Genomic DNA, 14,140 nt, shown 5'->3' with positions numbered 1-14,140 from the left:
CGGCCGACTGGAATTTACCAGCGTGGGACGGCTCAGACGATACGCGCTTATAGAGCGCACCACCACCATCACCGGGGGCGGCAAAGCCAGCAGTACGAACCCAATTCACATCAGGCTTGAAAGACTGCCCCTCGGCCGCGGTTCTGCTGTCCTGCTCCTGCACGAAATTCGCATCGTGTCCAGACACCAGTCTCAGTGTCGACGCTGTACTCCTTGATACGATAGCCGATCGAAAGGCCGTCGATGTCGCCTTCCTTGAGAAGCGCATAAGCCTCGCGGCCACGCTGAACACCCATGTTCAACTTTCCGGCCATCAGCAGGCCGTGATCGTCTTCCTTGGCTTCAAGCCATTTGCCGATCGGCTCCTGCGAATTGTGCTGCCAAAAGAGCTTTGGCATGGTGCCTTTGGCCTTATGTTCAGCAAGGCTTTCGGTGTAAGCGCCGGGAGCGATGACATCGCCGTAAGCGTCTGGCTCACCGCCGAAAGTCGAACCGTAGCCCTCGAACTCGCCGCTCTCCTTGAGCGACTTGATCTCAAGAACCGGAGCCGTCTTCTTTTCCATTTCGATCTCCGTTGATGGCGTCAGCAAGCGGGATGTCCTGCATTTGCACGGTCACCACATCACCGCCCTCGATCGGGGGTAGGTTTTCCAGGGCCCGGCACTCGTTACGGGTGGCAATGCCCATCCGAATTGCCTTTTCGTAGGCTTCGTATCGGCTGGCTGTGTCTCCGCGCAGCAGGCCTTCGAAGTTGAATTCGATGGTGATGCCCTGAGCCCGGCGCTCCGCCAGAGGAACGAGCTGCTTCAGAAGGGCTTGCTCGATACGCTTCAGGCGCTTGCGCAGTGTGAATTTCTGGAAGCCGAGAACATCAACTTCCTTGCCAGTGCCCCAATTGGACGCCTTGTCTCCGAACCCCACCATGGCAGGCGGGACGCCGAATATTCTGCAGATCTGCTCGCCGCTGAACTTGCGGCTCTCAAGCATCTGTGCGTCTTCCGGATTGATCGAAAGCTGCTGCCACTTCAGCCCGTTATCGAGCAGCATGGGAACGCCTCGACGAAGAGACCCTTGGTATTTCTCGATCAGCAGTTGCTCGAGTTCCTTGCGCTGCTCAGGCGTGAGCCTCGTCGCGTCCTGAGTGGAAAGGATGCCGCTTGGGTTCACTCCATTCCTGAAGACAGCGCTCGCCGCGTTTTCCGCCGACATGGCGTCATCAAAGACGTTACGACAGATCGAGAGGGTAGATGCTCCCGAGAGCGCATCACCAAGCGGCCCGCGAATATGCAGCACGTCACTATCGCGCTTGACGTTCCGACGGCCATTCTCGGTCCACTCGTACTCGAGGTCGCCGCTTTCCGTGCGGCGGACAGTGACGATATCGGGCCGGATTGGATGCAGAGCGTTGATGACCCCATCGCTTCGACGTTCAATCAGAGCAAAAGCATTGCCATGAAGCTCTATGCTGGCGGAAATAACCTCCCAAAAATCTACTGCTGTCTGGTCGAAATTTGGGCTGTCATGCAGGACGAAGTAAAGCGGGTGATCCTTTGCAACTCGCCGAATGCCTGTGCTGTCTGTGCGATAGATCATCAACGGCAGTGATGCGATAGTGCCGGCAATCAGCTGCACGCATGCCCAGGTGGCCGAGAGACCGACAGCTGCTGCCGGCTGGCTGAAACGAGAGTCGCGATAGTCCGCAACACTCACCTGATTGGTGACGAAATTGTTCCCGTTCTCCGTCGAAACCTGACCGCCGCGCCACGGCTCAATGTCTTTGGCCCCGCCGAGCCGGAGCAATCTTGTGAGCCAATTCATGCGTAACTCGCTATCCAGGCGTTGACATCGAACGCTTTCGCTTCCGGGTTGCGGCTCATAATGGTGACGGCATCAAACATCGCCATCACGGGGTCGATCTTGGCATCGCCCGCGTTCTGCTTGGTCGCCCGGATGGCCGTGGCCGTGGGTTCAATCTTCAGGTTGCCGACGCACCAGGCCATGAGAGCCGACCCGTCATGCTTCATCGTGCCGTTCGCGAGCTTGCGCTCGGCAGTCTTGATGGCATTCATCATGGCGTAGCCTTGAGGAGCGCCGATCAGGTTGCCAGCCTCTTGCGTGACCCCGATCTCGTCCAGGGCCTCAATCATTTCGCCCAGGCCGGCCGGATCCACCGCGACCGACGCGAGCAGACCGCGTTGCTTGATGTCGTCGATGATCTCGATGATCTGCGAGATGTCGCCTAGCTCATCCTTGACGATGGTCAGATCGCCGTCGCGCTCGAAATCGCGCAGCTTGCTAGCGACAGACTTGCGCCGTTCGAGAACGCCTTCGTGGCACCAGGCGTGTGACCAGACCAGCCAGTCGCGCGTCTCGCGGTGCCGGCCAATGATAGACAGCCCGAACAGGTCGTCGAGGCCGCCGCCGTCGATACCGACGACGCACACCTCGGAGACCGAAAGCAAATGCTCCAGCGTCAAGCCCTCAAGCTTCCGCTTCGGCCAGAAATCAGCACCGGGCCAGCGGTTGGCCATCAGGTTTTGGCCGATCTCGATGTTCAGATGCTTGGCAAGGAAGACGTTGCGCGTTTCCGGCCCGCTCGCCAGTTCCTTTTTCAGTTCGGCCTCAAGCCAGTCTTGCCGCACCGAGCGTCCAAGATTCGGGTTGCTCACGTAGAAATTGGCCGGGTCCAGATGCTCATCCCTGTCGACCATCTTCCGCGGGAATTCATAGATCACCGGGAGAAACCGATTGTCCTCCACCCGCCCATCCCGGACGTCACGCGCGTAATCCAGCTTGGCCTTGAAAACCCCGGAAGGAGGCTGATCGCTCTGTGTCGATAGGTAAATGACAAAGCCCTCGGGCCTCGATACCAGGCCGCCTGTTGCTTCGCGCAGCATTGCGTCGGCATTCGGCCTCTTACCAAACACCCACAGCTCATCAATCAGAATGCGCCCGGACTTCTTGCCTGAGACCGTATCGGTATCCGCCGCCACCACCTTCAGCGCCGCTTTCGTCACGCGATGGGTAATGGTCCTGCGATGATCCTGGACGTGCAGAAGTTCGGATAGCTCATCGTCCACGCGCACCATTGCGGCCGCTGGCTTGTAGCTGTTCTGTGCCACTTCGATTGTGGGCGCCAGGATCAGCAGTTCCTCTTCATGCCTCCAGTTGATGATAAGAGCCGTGAGCATGATGCCCGCTGCAATCGTCGACTTGGTGTTCTTCTTGCTGATGAGCAGGAAGAACTCAGAGATAAGCTGATTGCCGGTCTCCGGATCATTGGCACCGAAAATCGCCGCGACGAAATCGAAGACCCACGGCTCGCACACCTCACCGAACGTGGGCTGACCCGGCAGGTCAACAACGCGGAGAGATTTGAAGACGGCTAGCGCGTGCTCGGCTTCGTCAGGGAACAGCGGGGAGAAGGGTATCAAGCTCCGCTGGGCAACGATCCGGCGCTCCCAATCGCGGCACGCCGTACTCCACTTCGGCTGCACTACTTGATCACCGCCAGACGTGGGCCAGAACGAGGCTGAAACCTGCCCTGCTGAGCGATCTGCTCCGCATTAGCTTGCCGCTGAGCCTTCTTGCCTTCAGGAGCCGACGCCTCGTTGACGGTCTTCAAAGTTGCGCTGATGTCCTTCAGCGTTTTCGCACGCTCGCTTAGTGAAATGACCTTCATCAGAGCCTGGCGCCGGCGCGGGTCGCTTTCCTCCTCGAAGATGATCGCCTCGAGTTCATCCTGGCGCGACGTCATCGTGTCCAACTCTTCCATCATGCGGCCTGCCAGCGCGCGCGCTTTGCCTACAAGGTCATGCGGATCATTCGGCAGCGGCGGGATATCCACCTTCACGATGGCGCTTCGCTCGATATGTCCGGGGTTCGCACTGCGCACCCAACCGGCTTGCTTGGCCTTCTTGCGGATTGCGGCCTCTGAAAGACCGTACCACCGGGCTATTTCCCGCACGCTCATGCGGCCTGCAGCGTAATCGCTCTCTATGCCTTTCCAGTCGATCGGCTTGTCAGATTTGCTCATGGGTACGCATCAGGTTCGCGGTTGCGAACTCCCGTGGAGGAAAAAATCTCTGAATGTGTGGGCCGCGGGTCTAGGAGCGAAGAGGGTCTCAGACTTTTGACCCACCCCCGGCCCGTGTCGCGTGGCGTGAGGCTGGAGCATCATGCAACTTGGCGAAGCCGTCCCACATCAAACCAGAAACGCCGCCGAACATTTCTTGAGGCCGATCACCTACTCCCAAGAGCGGCCGTATCTCTTGGAGGCCGACGGTGGGTTCGGTGTAGCGATGCGTGACGAGCCATCTACGGCCGCTTGCGTCTTGGTAGATTTCGCCTGGCTTGGCGTCCCACATGGTTGCTCACCTGTCTCTTGTCTACACGCGTCGCATCAGGTTAGGTATCTGTCTGAAAAACCTGGGGGGGAGGTAAGCGTGGACATTGCTGGATCGATAGCGGCTGTCAGCTCGGCGTTGACGATTGTTAAGGAGATCAAGGAAATCGATGCCCAGCTCGATCAAGCGTCTCTTAAGTTGAAAATTGCAGAACTGACGGAAGCGTTAGCTGAAGCCAAACTGGGGTTGGTCGATGTCCTCGAAGACCTTAGAATGAAAGATCAAGAGATATCACGACTGAACGATCAGCTGAGGTATAGAGCTGAGAACTTGATCGACTACAATGGGTTTCGCTATCAGAACGTGGAAGGGAGTCCTAAAGGGCGGCCATATTGTCCAGCATGCGAAGCCAAGGGACTCTATATCATGGTCGCCCAGGATCGAAATACTCCCGGCCATCCATACAAGTGCCCTAGCTGCCGAGCGGATTTCGGCTACAGCGGTGTGTATAAAGCATAGCGCCGGGCTATCGACGCTTCTAGAAGATGCCGACAGCAAGATGAGCCCACACCGCTGCTACGGCCACGATCATGGCAACGACTGACAGCACGCGCATCACTCCGGGGGGAACCAGCGAGAACACACACCAAAGACCGACTGCTGCAATCGACAGGAGCAGCAGCGCAGCAGCCACATCTTCAATGCCCCAGTTCATGGTGATCCTTCGTGCTTTGGTATCAATGCCGGCCTAACGCCGACGCTCTGCCTGCTGTTTCACTGCGTTGTGACAGTGTGCGCACAATGTCTGGAAAGGACCAGCCCAGAAGGCATCCTCGTTTCCGTGGTGCTGCTCTACGTGGTCGCAGTGGAGACCGCCCTTGCTCGCGTCTACCTTGCCGCACATCTTGCAGGTGAAGTTGTCGCGTACCAGAACCGACCACCGTAGCTTCTGCCATCGTGCGGTCTTGTACCAAGCGCGCCATTCCTGTGTCTGATCACGAAAGCGGCTGCGCTGTTGCTCGTTGCCTGACTGGTAGCCGAGGCGTGGGGCCATCTTGCCGACCAGTGGCTTCAGCGTACGGAGCTTAGCCAAGGTTGCCGCCACCGCATCCTTCGATGTGCTTGCGTTCCTGCATGGTCAGCTTGTCTGCTAGTTGCTCTTAAGGTGGCTAGGCCTTGACATTCTCCCGATGTTAAGCACAAACGTCCCCCATTCACGGGGGATGAATATGATCGGTAGAAACGCTTTGGTGGTGTTAGGTGTGCTACTGGCCACTAGCGCTTGCACAACCACACAGCAGGCAAACGAGGCGCTTGAAACAAAGTTCATCGGGCAAAGCACCGACAACTTTTTCCTGCAGTATGGGCCGCCATCTAGCTCCTATCAAATGAACGATGGACGGATGATGTACCAATGGTCAGAACGACCACGCCATTACGCTATGCCTAGCACCTCTACCGTCAACGTTTATGGAAACACGGCTTTCGTGAATACCACGCCTGGAGGCACCATGACTGTCCAGTGCGAGGTCCGAATCGTCTCTCGGAATGGGAAGATTGAGCAAATCTTGGCTTCAAGCGACTCTTGGGGGATGTGGGAAACAAGTCGCTGTCACGAAGTTTTTGGCAAGTAGACGACGCATCTGCTTCCTGCGCCGCTGATGAACACCGCCTCAATCTCGCTGCACTGCTATAGCACACTAATGCCGTACTCACAGGAGAAGTATAGGCAATGAAGTGCCCGATAGACGACGCCGAGCTTGTAATGTCCGACCGGCAAGGCATTGAAATCGACTACTGCCCGAAGTGCCGCGGCGTGTGGCTCGATCGTGGCGAACTGGACAAGATCATTGAACGGTCTGCTGTAGAGCAGCGGGCACCACAGCCAGTCAGAGAACAAGGCTACCGCGAGGACACCCGCTACCGCGATGACAAAGATCGGTACGATCGTCCGTACAAGAAGCGGAAATCGTTCCTGGGTGATATATTCGACTTCTAAAGATGGTGCGCTGTTAGGCGGCTTGGTTCGCTCCTGAATCAAAAAGGCCGCCTCTCAGCAGCCCTTCGAACACAAATCACCAACGTATGCTGTATGTAGCGCAATGGGTTCCAACCGTCAACATTCGGGTTCTGAACATCACCAACCCTTGTTTATAGGATTCTTGGTCGTGGCTTTCTGATGCGCTGTTGGCCAGACGAGTCACCACGTGTGAAACTTTTCTGGTCGATGAGCTTCCGCCCCTCCAAGATGCACTTGTGAACATCCGGCCACACCTCGTGCCAGCTCCATATCAGCTCGGCGCGGGTCCTCTTGTTGGTTAAGCAGTAGCTTGTCGTCCCGCCAACCGTTAACGCCGTGCACCGCCAACCGTCCGAAGCCGGAAAAGCCGGGACACTTACCTTCCGCAAAGTGAAGTAGGCATCGGACATATTCATCTCGTCCTTTGTCCAAGGCGACGGATCTATTGCGTACTTTGACATCTTTCTTCCGTCGTTGGAAGCGGAACGGACATCCAAGTTTATCCAGCCTTTCGCCAGACGCGGATCGGCGGCTTGAAGTAGCCCCATTCGACAGCAAGAGCATCCAGGCACCCTTTTAGGATCTTCCCTGCTTCCCACTGGCGTCGTTTCGTCGGAGCTAGGTCCTTGAGCCATATGCAGTCGCCACAGACGCTTTGAACGAGGCTGTACCCCGAAGGGCCTAGCACGTTGTATGCTTTCTTCAGCTTGTCGGTGGAGGCCATCTTCCTGTCAGTCAGCACGTCGCCGGGTGCGCTGCCGTCTACAGGCTCTTTCATGTAGTCCATTGCCTTGAGATCGGCCGCGCCGGCGGTCTCATAATGCCTGCGGAACTCACTGGCTGCCTCTGCCTGATGCTTCTCCAGTTGACCATGCGCGAGCATCCAGACGATCGGGCTCTCGCGGCAGTTGACTGCAGCGCGTATTTCCTTCGGGAAGCCTGGCACTTTGTCCAGATCATATCGCCACGCCGGGTTGGGAACGTCCATTGTGACAATCTCGATGTTGCCGATCATCTTTGTCCGCACCTTCTTGATCTTCCTGCTGCGCTTTGCCTTCAATGGATTGTCCCGCCTTTTGAGAATGTTGGGCTGCTATTTGTGGAGGATGCTCACGAACGGCATGGACGGTTCGCGGTCCTTACGCGCGGCGACGATACCCAGTTCTTGCCCCACTGCCGATCGAAGCGGCCACACGGTCAACTGCGGCTTCTGCTTCGAGGGCATCCGGTTCGAGGGCATCCGGATAGTGTTCCTGTTCGCTGGCACTGCCGGGATAGCCTTCGCACTCCGTGCAATAACACGGCGCACACTCTCCACCGCAGACATGACAGCGGCTGTGGAGATCCCAAATTCGGCTGATACCTCCTGAAACGACGCGCCGACGAAGATTGCCCTTGCGATGGCTACGCGTTCTTCCCGGCTTAGTTTGACATGTGCGTTCATGGCCTAGTTCCTGCTCTTCCCAATTTCCCCAATCGCCTGTTGCGATGGCCCAAAGCTCAGGGGTCCATTCCAGGTCTGACATCTCGGCGGCATCACTTATCCTCCCATCGACTTCTTCTCTGCCTGCTGGCGCTCCCATTCGATCAGGAACGCCGTCTTATGCTGCGCGCGCATTGGCACCACGTTTGAGGCTTGAGGCACTTGTTGCGCTATCCTGCGGGCTGCAGCTTGGGCCTTGGCGAAGTCGTAGTTCTCCCACCGCCGCTGGTTTATGAAGGTCTCCATCTGGCAGTAGAACTCTGGCCGGTCCTTCCTGACGCCGTACTCGTTGCGGATGCCGTATAGGATCTCTTCTACGCTGACCGGCTTCTCACGCATCTGACGGCAGTACTTCAGAAGAGCTGGCTTCTTTGGATCGCCGGGGCGCTTGGTGAACTTCTTGCGCTCGTTCCAAATGGTCTCGAAGTCTGAGAGTTCTTTCGGCGTCGGCTTGATTTCCTCCCGCTTTTTTTGCTTGAGGCGGCCCGCCAGCGCTTTCAATTCCTCTGGATTTAGCCTGTCGGCTAATGCTGCAATCATCTCTGCGTCAGTCATGCCACTCTCCCCTTGTCTCTTGCGGCAGCGCGGCGGAACCATTGAGCGCCTTCTTCCAGGCACTCCATTTCCTCGCGCTTGTGCTCAATCTCATGGTCTGGGCGCTTGTTGCGGCCCTCGGAAAATGTCTCTAGCCACACGCGTTTGGCGCGGGCTTGTGCTTCGAAGCTTTCAGCTAGTGTTCCAAAGGAGCGGCTCATGCAGCTCTCCGGCTGACAGCTGGTGCAAGTTTCTCGACATGCTGAATGCGCTGGCCGATCCAACGCATGACGTTTACAGCCATGCTGTTGCCAAGCGCCTTGTAGCGCGGCCCGTCAGCAGTCGGCTTTCCGTTGGGCTTGATATCGGTGAACCCGTCAGGGAACCCCTGTAGGCGCTCGCATTCGGTAGGCGTGAGGCGACGAACCGCCCAACCGCCAGTTGCGATGGCTACACTTGTGCAGTCGGTATCCAGCGTGTAGCTAGTCCCGTCCTCTAGGTAGCTCTTGCCAATGGTCTTGTTGCCGCCTGCCTTCGGATTGAAGGCGACTGCAACGTCGCCGGTTGAGGCGATTAGCCCGCCATCTAGGTCGAAATCGGTGCCAAGTCCGCCACCGCCTGTAGGGCGCGCGCTAATTGTGGGGGCAACTGCTTTCCCCGCTTGTCGGCTCGGCGCAGGATGCCCGTGCATGCCTTGGGGCTCAAGAAGTACCGCTGCGGCACGTCGCCAGTCTCCAAGATATCCGACAACGAACACACGCCGTCGTCGCTGGGGAACTGCTCTGGCAAAGCCGTCCACTCTGACATACTGAGCGTCAAGCACTCGCCAGGCCGCATGATACCCGCATTCTTCCAACCCTCGGATAAAGGCTGCAAAGTCCCGTCCTCTGTTGGAAGACAGGACGCCGGGGACGTTCTCCCAGACCAGCCAACGGGACTGATAGCGTCGAGCGATTGCAAGATAGGTGAGCATGAGGTTGCCGCGTGGGTCATCAAGTCCTTTGCGAAGTCCCGCGACACTGAACGACTGGCAGGGGGTTCCGCCAACGAGAAGATCGACATCTGCATTGGGCCACTCCTGAAACTTGGTCATGTCTCCCCAGTTGGGGACACTCGGATAATGGTGGGCGAGAACCTGTGAGGGGAATTTCTCGATCTCGGAGAAGGCGACCGGCTCCCACCCGAGTGGGTGCCAAGCCATCGTCGCGGCCTCGATGCCGGAGCAGACTGACAGATATCTCACGACTTCACGACCTCCACTTCGATGCCGAGGAACGCGCGCATAAGCTTGCGCTTCATCTTGAAAACAGGCGTCTCGACGCCCTTTACGTCGACCACCCGAAAACGGCCCTCGGCGTGATCCCAGAAGGCGAAATCGGCGCGATACGTGGTGATAAGCTCGCCCTTCGGGCCGAGGATCTTGAAGGCCCTCTGGCGCTCGATGCCTCCGACAAGACCGGACTTTTCCAACAGCAGCAGCTGCTCGCCGTAGACCATCTCCGCATGGCTGTCGTAGGTGCGGTCGCCTACGGTCACGCGCTTGGCGTTGTACTTGTTCTTGCGCTTTGGCTTTGCAGCTTGGGCGCGGTATTCTGCTGCTGACATTGCTGTCATGACGCCTCCGCGAAGAGCTCGCCTTGGCGCGCGTCCTTACGATCGAGCATGCGCAGGACGGTTTCACCCGCGTGCGCTCGATCCCAGACGAACCAAGCATTGAGCATTGGCGGCGCGCCCTGACCGGTGAAGTCGATCTTCCACCGCATGAGATAGACCCGGGCCGGGGGATACTTGGCCCAGAAAGGCGCCAGCCCTCCTGCTCCCGGCCAAGACCAATTGAGCAGCAACGCCATGTATTCGACCTTGAGGCTATCGAGCGCATGGCAGAGCCATCGAGCGCGACCATTGCCCCACCCGCATTCCTGAAATGGTGGGTTGGTCACGATTGCTGCAGCCGGGGCCACGGGGAAGTCATAGAAGGACCGGATATCAGCTTCGCATCCCCGATCGACAAGGTCGGACGCCCTGACGGCAAGGCCGAGCGATTCCATCTCTCGAATCATCGCGCCGTCGCCGGCTGCCGGTTCCCAGATGGTGCCGAAGTCACGGAGGCGGTCTATCTCGGCGTGAAGGAATGCTCGCGTCGGTTCTGGGGGCGTCGGGTAAAAGTCATCCTTCTCGCGCGTCAGGGAATCGCTTTCGATGATCTCCCCATCGACTAAGAGGCGGACAGGCTTTGGTTTGTTGCCTGTGGCCCTAAAGAGGCCGCGGGCAGAAGGTGCTCTCACTTCACTCATCCGATCGCTTCCTTCTTCGCCAGCAGGCGAGAACGCAGTTCTTCAGCCTCGCTTTCCAGATCCGTAAAATCATCATGAGGGTGTCGGGCCTTCTCAATCGCGAGTTCATGTTGCAGCTTGGCCAGCTCTCGCTCGCATAGGTCCAGGTACGCGGACCGAATGCGCGAGAACAAACCAGCCTCGACTGTTTTCGCCCTGCCTGTACGGAGGTTGTTTAGAGACCAGAATGGAATGCTGTAGCGTCTCTCAAGACGAGACATAGCATTGCGCTGGTCGCCCCAACCTCTCGTTTCTTTTTCAATCATGCGGCGCACATAATCAGATGCCGCGGTCGCGCTACTCATTACTTTGCGCTCCTGATGCTGAATTTCTCTGCACGTCATGCTTGCTTCTCCATGCCAGATTAAGGGCATGGACGAAGGGAGACAGAACTACATGGAAGACTTGGGCGCTGCTGCTGCTAGACTTTTGCGGGTTCTTGAGGAGCGGACGCGCCGGAACGGACAGGCTGAGAATACGAATGCGCGACTGTCCCTCGCGCTTAGGGAAGCGGATCGAGATACGCTGCGCGGTCTGCTTCCCGCAAATTCCAATGAGCGAGGTCATAGCAAACGACCCTCAAACTCGGTGTGAGTGTTGTTCGCTACATCGCGAGCAATGGTGATGCGCTTGAGTACCTTCGCTTCGCTGATGCCGAGCCGCAGGGAAATCTCGTGCGTGTCGTAGCCAAGCAGGAATAGGCTGTAGGCACTCATGTCTTTGCCCGTGTTCCGGGGAGCCGGGTAAAGGGACGCTAGGGTGGGCCGGGGGGAACAGCCCACCCTAGCTGTACTCGCGAGCCGGGAGGAGGAAGCCCGCGAATTGGTCATGGCAGCAAACTCCACAGAACTGCAGCAACAGCGGCCCAAGAGCCAATCATGGCGGCTACGAAGGGCCAGCATCCATATGGGCGGACGAGCGCGTGTTCATGCCAGTCAATGAGATCGTCGTTGTCGATGGGAGGGAGAGAGTGGGTCATGCTGCCCTACCCTTCTTCGGGAGAGACTTTTCGCGGTCTGCCATCGCGGCCAGAAGAGCGCGCGCTGGACCACTAGGTGGCGACACGTTTTCCCAGCGCCATACTGTCGAAAGGTTCACGCCCATTTCGGAGGCTAGCTCCCTCTGGGTGAGCCCGCATGCCTTCCGGATTTCTCTGACATCAAGGTTCTTCATCGCGCTAATATGCATAACGCATATCAAGCCGTCAAGTCGAAATGCATACCGTTAAGGTGCAAAATGCATAGTATGAACTTTGATGACCGCCCAGATTTCGCCAAGCGACTTGAACAGGCCCGGAAGAGCCGAGGGTTTAGCACCCCCAAGGAGGCCGCCGAACGCTTTGGCTGGGTGTATGAGACTTACATCCAGCACGAGCAGGGCATTCGAGGGATATCCCGCCAATCAAAGAAATACGCTGATGCTTTCAAAGTTTCGGAAGCGTGGCTACTGACTGGCGAAGGCGACAGCTCGAGAAGGGTTAGTAGCCAGGACGACATCTTGTCCTTGCTCAAGCAGATAGATGGGTTGGCAGAGCAGGACATCGAGATCGTTCTTCGGATAATTATGAATTCGATCCGCGCTAACGCAATCGAACCAGAACAAAGCCAGCCTCGTGATCAATCTGGATCGACCACTCTCCCCCGTGCAGAGAAGCCATTGCGTCAGCGATAGCTCGCGCATCACGTTCGATCTCCTCCGGAAGCATTGACAGGTCGCTGACGGTGCGCTCCATCAACCGCGCCACCACCCTCTCCCGTGGTGACTTGCTCGGCTCCGTTCTGATCACGAAGCATCCTAGCCGGTATACTCTTTCTGCAGTCGCTGCCATGAGGCCCCCGTTGCCAAAGCCTATTGACTCAGATGAATGTTTTAATCAAGAACAAAACATGAACAGAAGTGATTGCGGGGATTGTGTTGAAAAGCACGTGCTAACGAGTAGAGTGACAGGTTGGCATTTCAGAGGGGTTGGCGATGAGTCGGGCGATGTTGGGGCTGGTCCGCCATCTCGGAGAGGAGCGCGCTGCACTAGCGGATTGGGCGCTTGACCAACTAGATCAGCATTATGCTGAAGAGATATTTGCGTCGACTGAGACAGAGCGGACACTTTGGGCGACATTCGCCCTATGCGCTTTAGGGATAGGGGCGTTGATCTTCTCCTTGAACCAGGAGAGTGGGTGACAACAACGCGTTGCCATTGGGCACCTCCATTTCTGAACGTGCCACTTGCAGTCTCAGGCGAACAGGTGTATAGACTAGCCATACATAGCGTATCGTCGTCGCTCTCGGATAGCACTGACACGCCCGAGAGACGCTGACAAATCCAAGGCTCGATGTTCCACCATCGGGCCTTTTCTTTTGTCAGGCACTGCAACAGATTCAATCTACCAAAGACTCAGGCTTTTAGCAAGTCTCTGATATCGCAGATTGCATTTAGTTGCATTTTCTTAGGAAAATGCTAGTCTCTCGATATCATGAGCAACGAGACCCGCGAATTTACCCTGCAAAGATTGAAGGCCCTCACAGATGAGGTCGCCCTCATAAGCAGCGATATTATTAATAAACTACAGAGGGTTAGCCATATAACCGCAGAGCTCGAGGATCTACATGTCGCTCTGCGAGGGATCCTCTCGGAGCCTACGAAGGCGGACTCGATTATGGTTAACCGAGTCCTAACCGATCAGAAATCCACAGGATCCTACTTCCAAAACGGCGTCAAAATTCGAAGGGGAACGATCAAAGACTTCGTTGTTCAGGTTTTGTCTGATTCCCCAAACGGCATGGTGGCAATGGATATTTTGGCCGCTATAAACGAGCAGTTCCAGAAGAACTATGACCGTCCGAGCTTGAGCCCTCAACTAAGCAGGCTGCGTCAGGATGGAGTTTTGGGCCTCCGAGGACCGGTCTGGTACCTCAAGAGAAATGATTTATTCGAGGACCTTTTGGGGTGACGCCCTGCCCCGCTCCGACAGGTCTCTGCAGCGGGCCCGAAATTCCCGTGCTCCCCTGTGTGTATAATCTTCCTCTGTAGAGCCTATCTTCCAAGTCCCTGAAGGATGGTGAGGGAAGGGTTCCAGCCAAAGATTCCCCCTACCCCATGACCCGTAGATCATAAGGCGGGGGAACCCGTGGCATTGTCCTGAAGGCCGGAGCCGGGAATGGGACACTCGCCAGGACGCCTCTCAGCTAATCCGTCCTCTGTTTCAGGTGGCACCGTAGGACTTTCGATTCCCGCACCTGCTGCTCAACCTGCCCTCGGGATTGCACCGGGGTCGCAGCTTCATGCCATCGGCATCACTCGAGCTATGGTCGGAACTGGGTGACGGGGCCGATCAGGCGGCGTGTTGATCTGGCGTCGTCGTGACGGCAACGCCGTCGGCGAATTTGATGCCTTCGACGACCATTGGCAACTGATTTTCGCCCTTCA

General features: G+C 57.2%; 20 protein-coding genes. 4 read left to right on the top strand and 16 right to left on the bottom strand.

The window, feature by feature from the left end; all coding sequences use genetic code 11:
* Nucleotides 1-110: 110 nt before the first annotated feature.
* Genes IEX27_RS00095 through IEX27_RS00080 form a run of 4 tightly spaced genes read right to left on the bottom strand, consistent with a single transcriptional unit; the run spans nucleotide 111 to nucleotide 4,036 of the window.
* Entirely contained in the window at nucleotides 111-563 is a 453-nt protein-coding gene (locus IEX27_RS00095) for an HK97 family phage prohead protease (protein ID WP_244630162.1), read from the bottom strand.
* Nucleotides 535-1,818: a phage portal protein gene (locus IEX27_RS00090; protein WP_188718904.1), complete on the bottom strand. Its 1,284-nt coding sequence runs from the start codon at nucleotides 1,816-1,818 to the stop codon at nucleotides 535-537. Before IEX27_RS00090 ends, IEX27_RS00095 begins: the two co-directional genes overlap by 29 nt.
* A complete protein-coding gene (locus IEX27_RS00085; protein ID WP_210315481.1) occupies nucleotides 1,815-3,497 on the bottom strand; it encodes a terminase large subunit in 1,683 nt (560 codons plus the stop codon). Before IEX27_RS00085 ends, IEX27_RS00090 begins: the two co-directional genes overlap by 4 nt.
* Nucleotides 3,497-4,036: a hypothetical protein gene (locus IEX27_RS00080; RefSeq protein WP_188718903.1), complete on the bottom strand. Its 540-nt coding sequence runs from the start codon at nucleotides 4,034-4,036 to the stop codon at nucleotides 3,497-3,499. Before IEX27_RS00080 ends, IEX27_RS00085 begins: the two co-directional genes overlap by 1 nt.
* Nucleotides 4,037-4,445: 409 nt before the next feature.
* Between IEX27_RS00080 and IEX27_RS00075 the strand changes: the two genes are divergently transcribed.
* Nucleotides 4,446-4,865, top strand: coding sequence for a hypothetical protein (locus tag IEX27_RS00075; RefSeq protein ID WP_188718902.1), 420 nt, complete (start codon nucleotides 4,446-4,448; stop codon nucleotides 4,863-4,865).
* Between the two features lie 19 nt (nucleotides 4,866-4,884).
* Here the strand turns inward: IEX27_RS00075 and IEX27_RS00070 are convergent, their stop codons facing one another.
* Together IEX27_RS00070 and IEX27_RS00065 are read right to left on the bottom strand one after the other, a co-directional pair.
* Nucleotides 4,885-5,061: a hypothetical protein gene (locus IEX27_RS00070; RefSeq protein ID WP_188718901.1), complete on the bottom strand. Its 177-nt coding sequence runs from the start codon at nucleotides 5,059-5,061 to the stop codon at nucleotides 4,885-4,887.
* Nucleotides 5,062-5,094: 33 nt separating this feature from the next.
* Complete coding sequence (locus IEX27_RS00065; protein ID WP_188718900.1) at nucleotides 5,095-5,439, bottom strand: HNH endonuclease; 345 nt, start codon at nucleotides 5,437-5,439, stop codon at nucleotides 5,095-5,097.
* A 639-nt stretch (nucleotides 5,440-6,078) separates the two neighbouring features.
* Between IEX27_RS00065 and IEX27_RS00060 the strand changes: the two genes are divergently transcribed.
* Nucleotides 6,079-6,345, top strand: coding sequence for a TFIIB-type zinc ribbon-containing protein (locus IEX27_RS00060; protein WP_188718899.1), 267 nt, complete (start codon nucleotides 6,079-6,081; stop codon nucleotides 6,343-6,345).
* A 520-nt stretch (nucleotides 6,346-6,865) separates the two neighbouring features.
* Here IEX27_RS00060 and IEX27_RS00055 read toward each other — a convergent pair.
* The 10 genes from IEX27_RS00055 to IEX27_RS21630 all read right to left on the bottom strand — a co-directional run bounded on the left by IEX27_RS00055 (nucleotide 6,866) and on the right by IEX27_RS21630 (nucleotide 11,889).
* Entirely contained in the window at nucleotides 6,866-7,381 is a 516-nt protein-coding gene (locus tag IEX27_RS00055; protein ID WP_188718898.1) for a DUF6456 domain-containing protein, read from the bottom strand.
* Between the two features lie 78 nt (nucleotides 7,382-7,459).
* Entirely contained in the window at nucleotides 7,460-7,810 is a 351-nt protein-coding gene (locus IEX27_RS00050) for a hypothetical protein (RefSeq protein ID WP_188718897.1), read from the bottom strand.
* A 96-nt stretch (nucleotides 7,811-7,906) separates the two neighbouring features.
* The gene (locus tag IEX27_RS00045; RefSeq protein ID WP_188718896.1) at nucleotides 7,907-8,404 is read right to left on the bottom strand and encodes a hypothetical protein; all 498 of its coding nucleotides are present in this window, start codon (nucleotides 8,402-8,404) and stop codon (nucleotides 7,907-7,909) included.
* Nucleotides 8,401-8,604 carry a hypothetical protein gene (locus IEX27_RS00040; RefSeq protein ID WP_188718895.1) on the bottom strand — a complete coding sequence of 68 codons (204 nt, stop codon included), beginning with the start codon at nucleotides 8,602-8,604 and terminating at the stop codon, nucleotides 8,401-8,403. Before IEX27_RS00040 ends, IEX27_RS00045 begins: the two co-directional genes overlap by 4 nt.
* On the bottom strand, nucleotides 8,601-9,626 hold the full coding sequence (locus IEX27_RS00035) for a DNA cytosine methyltransferase (protein WP_280516428.1): 1,026 nt from the start codon (nucleotides 9,624-9,626) through the stop codon (nucleotides 8,601-8,603). The genes IEX27_RS00040 and IEX27_RS00035 overlap by 4 nt, the downstream gene beginning before the upstream one ends.
* Nucleotides 9,623-9,997 (bottom strand): DUF1064 domain-containing protein, encoded by a 375-nt coding sequence (locus tag IEX27_RS21180; RefSeq protein WP_210315480.1) that lies wholly within the window; start codon nucleotides 9,995-9,997, stop codon nucleotides 9,623-9,625. The genes IEX27_RS00035 and IEX27_RS21180 overlap by 4 nt, the downstream gene beginning before the upstream one ends.
* Nucleotides 9,994-10,677, bottom strand: coding sequence for a hypothetical protein (locus IEX27_RS00030; protein WP_188718893.1), 684 nt, complete (start codon nucleotides 10,675-10,677; stop codon nucleotides 9,994-9,996). The genes IEX27_RS21180 and IEX27_RS00030 overlap by 4 nt, the downstream gene beginning before the upstream one ends.
* Nucleotides 10,674-11,021 (bottom strand): hypothetical protein, encoded by a 348-nt coding sequence (locus IEX27_RS00025; RefSeq protein ID WP_244630161.1) that lies wholly within the window; start codon nucleotides 11,019-11,021, stop codon nucleotides 10,674-10,676. Before IEX27_RS00025 ends, IEX27_RS00030 begins: the two co-directional genes overlap by 4 nt.
* Nucleotides 11,022-11,279: 258 nt before the next feature.
* Nucleotides 11,280-11,432, bottom strand: coding sequence for a hypothetical protein (locus tag IEX27_RS00020; RefSeq protein ID WP_188718891.1), 153 nt, complete (start codon nucleotides 11,430-11,432; stop codon nucleotides 11,280-11,282).
* Nucleotides 11,433-11,691: 259 nt separating this feature from the next.
* Nucleotides 11,692-11,889 (bottom strand): helix-turn-helix domain-containing protein, encoded by a 198-nt coding sequence (locus tag IEX27_RS21630; RefSeq protein WP_188718890.1) that lies wholly within the window; start codon nucleotides 11,887-11,889, stop codon nucleotides 11,692-11,694.
* 72 nt (nucleotides 11,890-11,961) lie between these two features.
* On the opposite strand from IEX27_RS21630, the gene IEX27_RS00010 reads away from it, so the two are divergent.
* Together IEX27_RS00010 and IEX27_RS00005 are read left to right on the top strand one after the other, a co-directional pair.
* Nucleotides 11,962-12,387, top strand: coding sequence for a helix-turn-helix domain-containing protein (locus IEX27_RS00010; RefSeq protein ID WP_188718889.1), 426 nt, complete (start codon nucleotides 11,962-11,964; stop codon nucleotides 12,385-12,387).
* An 800-nt stretch (nucleotides 12,388-13,187) separates the two neighbouring features.
* On the top strand, nucleotides 13,188-13,664 hold the full coding sequence (locus tag IEX27_RS00005) for a hypothetical protein (protein ID WP_188718888.1): 477 nt from the start codon (nucleotides 13,188-13,190) through the stop codon (nucleotides 13,662-13,664).
* The last annotated feature ends 476 nt before the right edge of the window (nucleotides 13,665-14,140 follow it).

The organism is Nitratireductor aestuarii, assembly GCF_014641695.1.
GTDB lineage: Bacteria > Pseudomonadota > Alphaproteobacteria > Rhizobiales > Rhizobiaceae > Chelativorans > Chelativorans aestuarii.
Note: the sequence above shows the minus strand (reverse complement) of the source record. Positions and strands in the feature narration are given on the sequence as shown.

What these genes read in the sequence shown, in the direction of transcription:
- IEX27_RS00055 (WP_188718898.1), bottom strand. Translation starts at nt 7,381, where the DNA reads ATGATCGGCAACATCGAGATTGTCACAATGGACGTTCCCAACCCGGCG.
- IEX27_RS00060 (WP_188718899.1), top strand. Translation starts at nt 6,079, where the DNA reads ATGAAGTGCCCGATAGACGACGCCGAGCTTGTAATGTCCGACCGGCAA.
- IEX27_RS00070 (WP_188718901.1), bottom strand. Translation starts at nt 5,061, where the DNA reads ATGAACTGGGGCATTGAAGATGTGGCTGCTGCGCTGCTGCTCCTGTCG.
- IEX27_RS00010 (WP_188718889.1), top strand. Translation starts at nt 11,962, where the DNA reads ATGAACTTTGATGACCGCCCAGATTTCGCCAAGCGACTTGAACAGGCC.
- IEX27_RS00050 (WP_188718897.1), bottom strand. Translation starts at nt 7,810, where the DNA reads ATGAACGCACATGTCAAACTAAGCCGGGAAGAACGCGTAGCCATCGCA.
- IEX27_RS00045 (WP_188718896.1), bottom strand. Translation starts at nt 8,404, where the DNA reads ATGACTGACGCAGAGATGATTGCAGCATTAGCCGACAGGCTAAATCCA.
- IEX27_RS21630 (WP_188718890.1), bottom strand. Translation starts at nt 11,889, where the DNA reads ATGAAGAACCTTGATGTCAGAGAAATCCGGAAGGCATGCGGGCTCACC.
- IEX27_RS21180 (WP_210315480.1), bottom strand. Translation starts at nt 9,997, where the DNA reads ATGACAGCAATGTCAGCAGCAGAATACCGCGCCCAAGCTGCAAAGCCA.
- IEX27_RS00090 (WP_188718904.1), bottom strand. Translation starts at nt 1,818, where the DNA reads ATGAATTGGCTCACAAGATTGCTCCGGCTCGGCGGGGCCAAAGACATT.
- IEX27_RS00030 (WP_188718893.1), bottom strand. Translation starts at nt 10,677, where the DNA reads ATGAGTGAAGTGAGAGCACCTTCTGCCCGCGGCCTCTTTAGGGCCACA.
- IEX27_RS00020 (WP_188718891.1), bottom strand. Translation starts at nt 11,432, where the DNA reads ATGAGTGCCTACAGCCTATTCCTGCTTGGCTACGACACGCACGAGATT.
- IEX27_RS00080 (WP_188718903.1), bottom strand. Translation starts at nt 4,036, where the DNA reads ATGAGCAAATCTGACAAGCCGATCGACTGGAAAGGCATAGAGAGCGAT.
- IEX27_RS00040 (WP_188718895.1), bottom strand. Translation starts at nt 8,604, where the DNA reads ATGAGCCGCTCCTTTGGAACACTAGCTGAAAGCTTCGAAGCACAAGCC.
- IEX27_RS00095 (WP_244630162.1), bottom strand. Translation starts at nt 563, where the DNA reads ATGGAAAAGAAGACGGCTCCGGTTCTTGAGATCAAGTCGCTCAAGGAG.
- IEX27_RS00025 (WP_244630161.1), bottom strand. Translation starts at nt 11,021, where the DNA reads ATGAGTAGCGCGACCGCGGCATCTGATTATGTGCGCCGCATGATTGAA.
- IEX27_RS00005 (WP_188718888.1), top strand. Translation starts at nt 13,188, where the DNA reads ATGAGCAACGAGACCCGCGAATTTACCCTGCAAAGATTGAAGGCCCTC.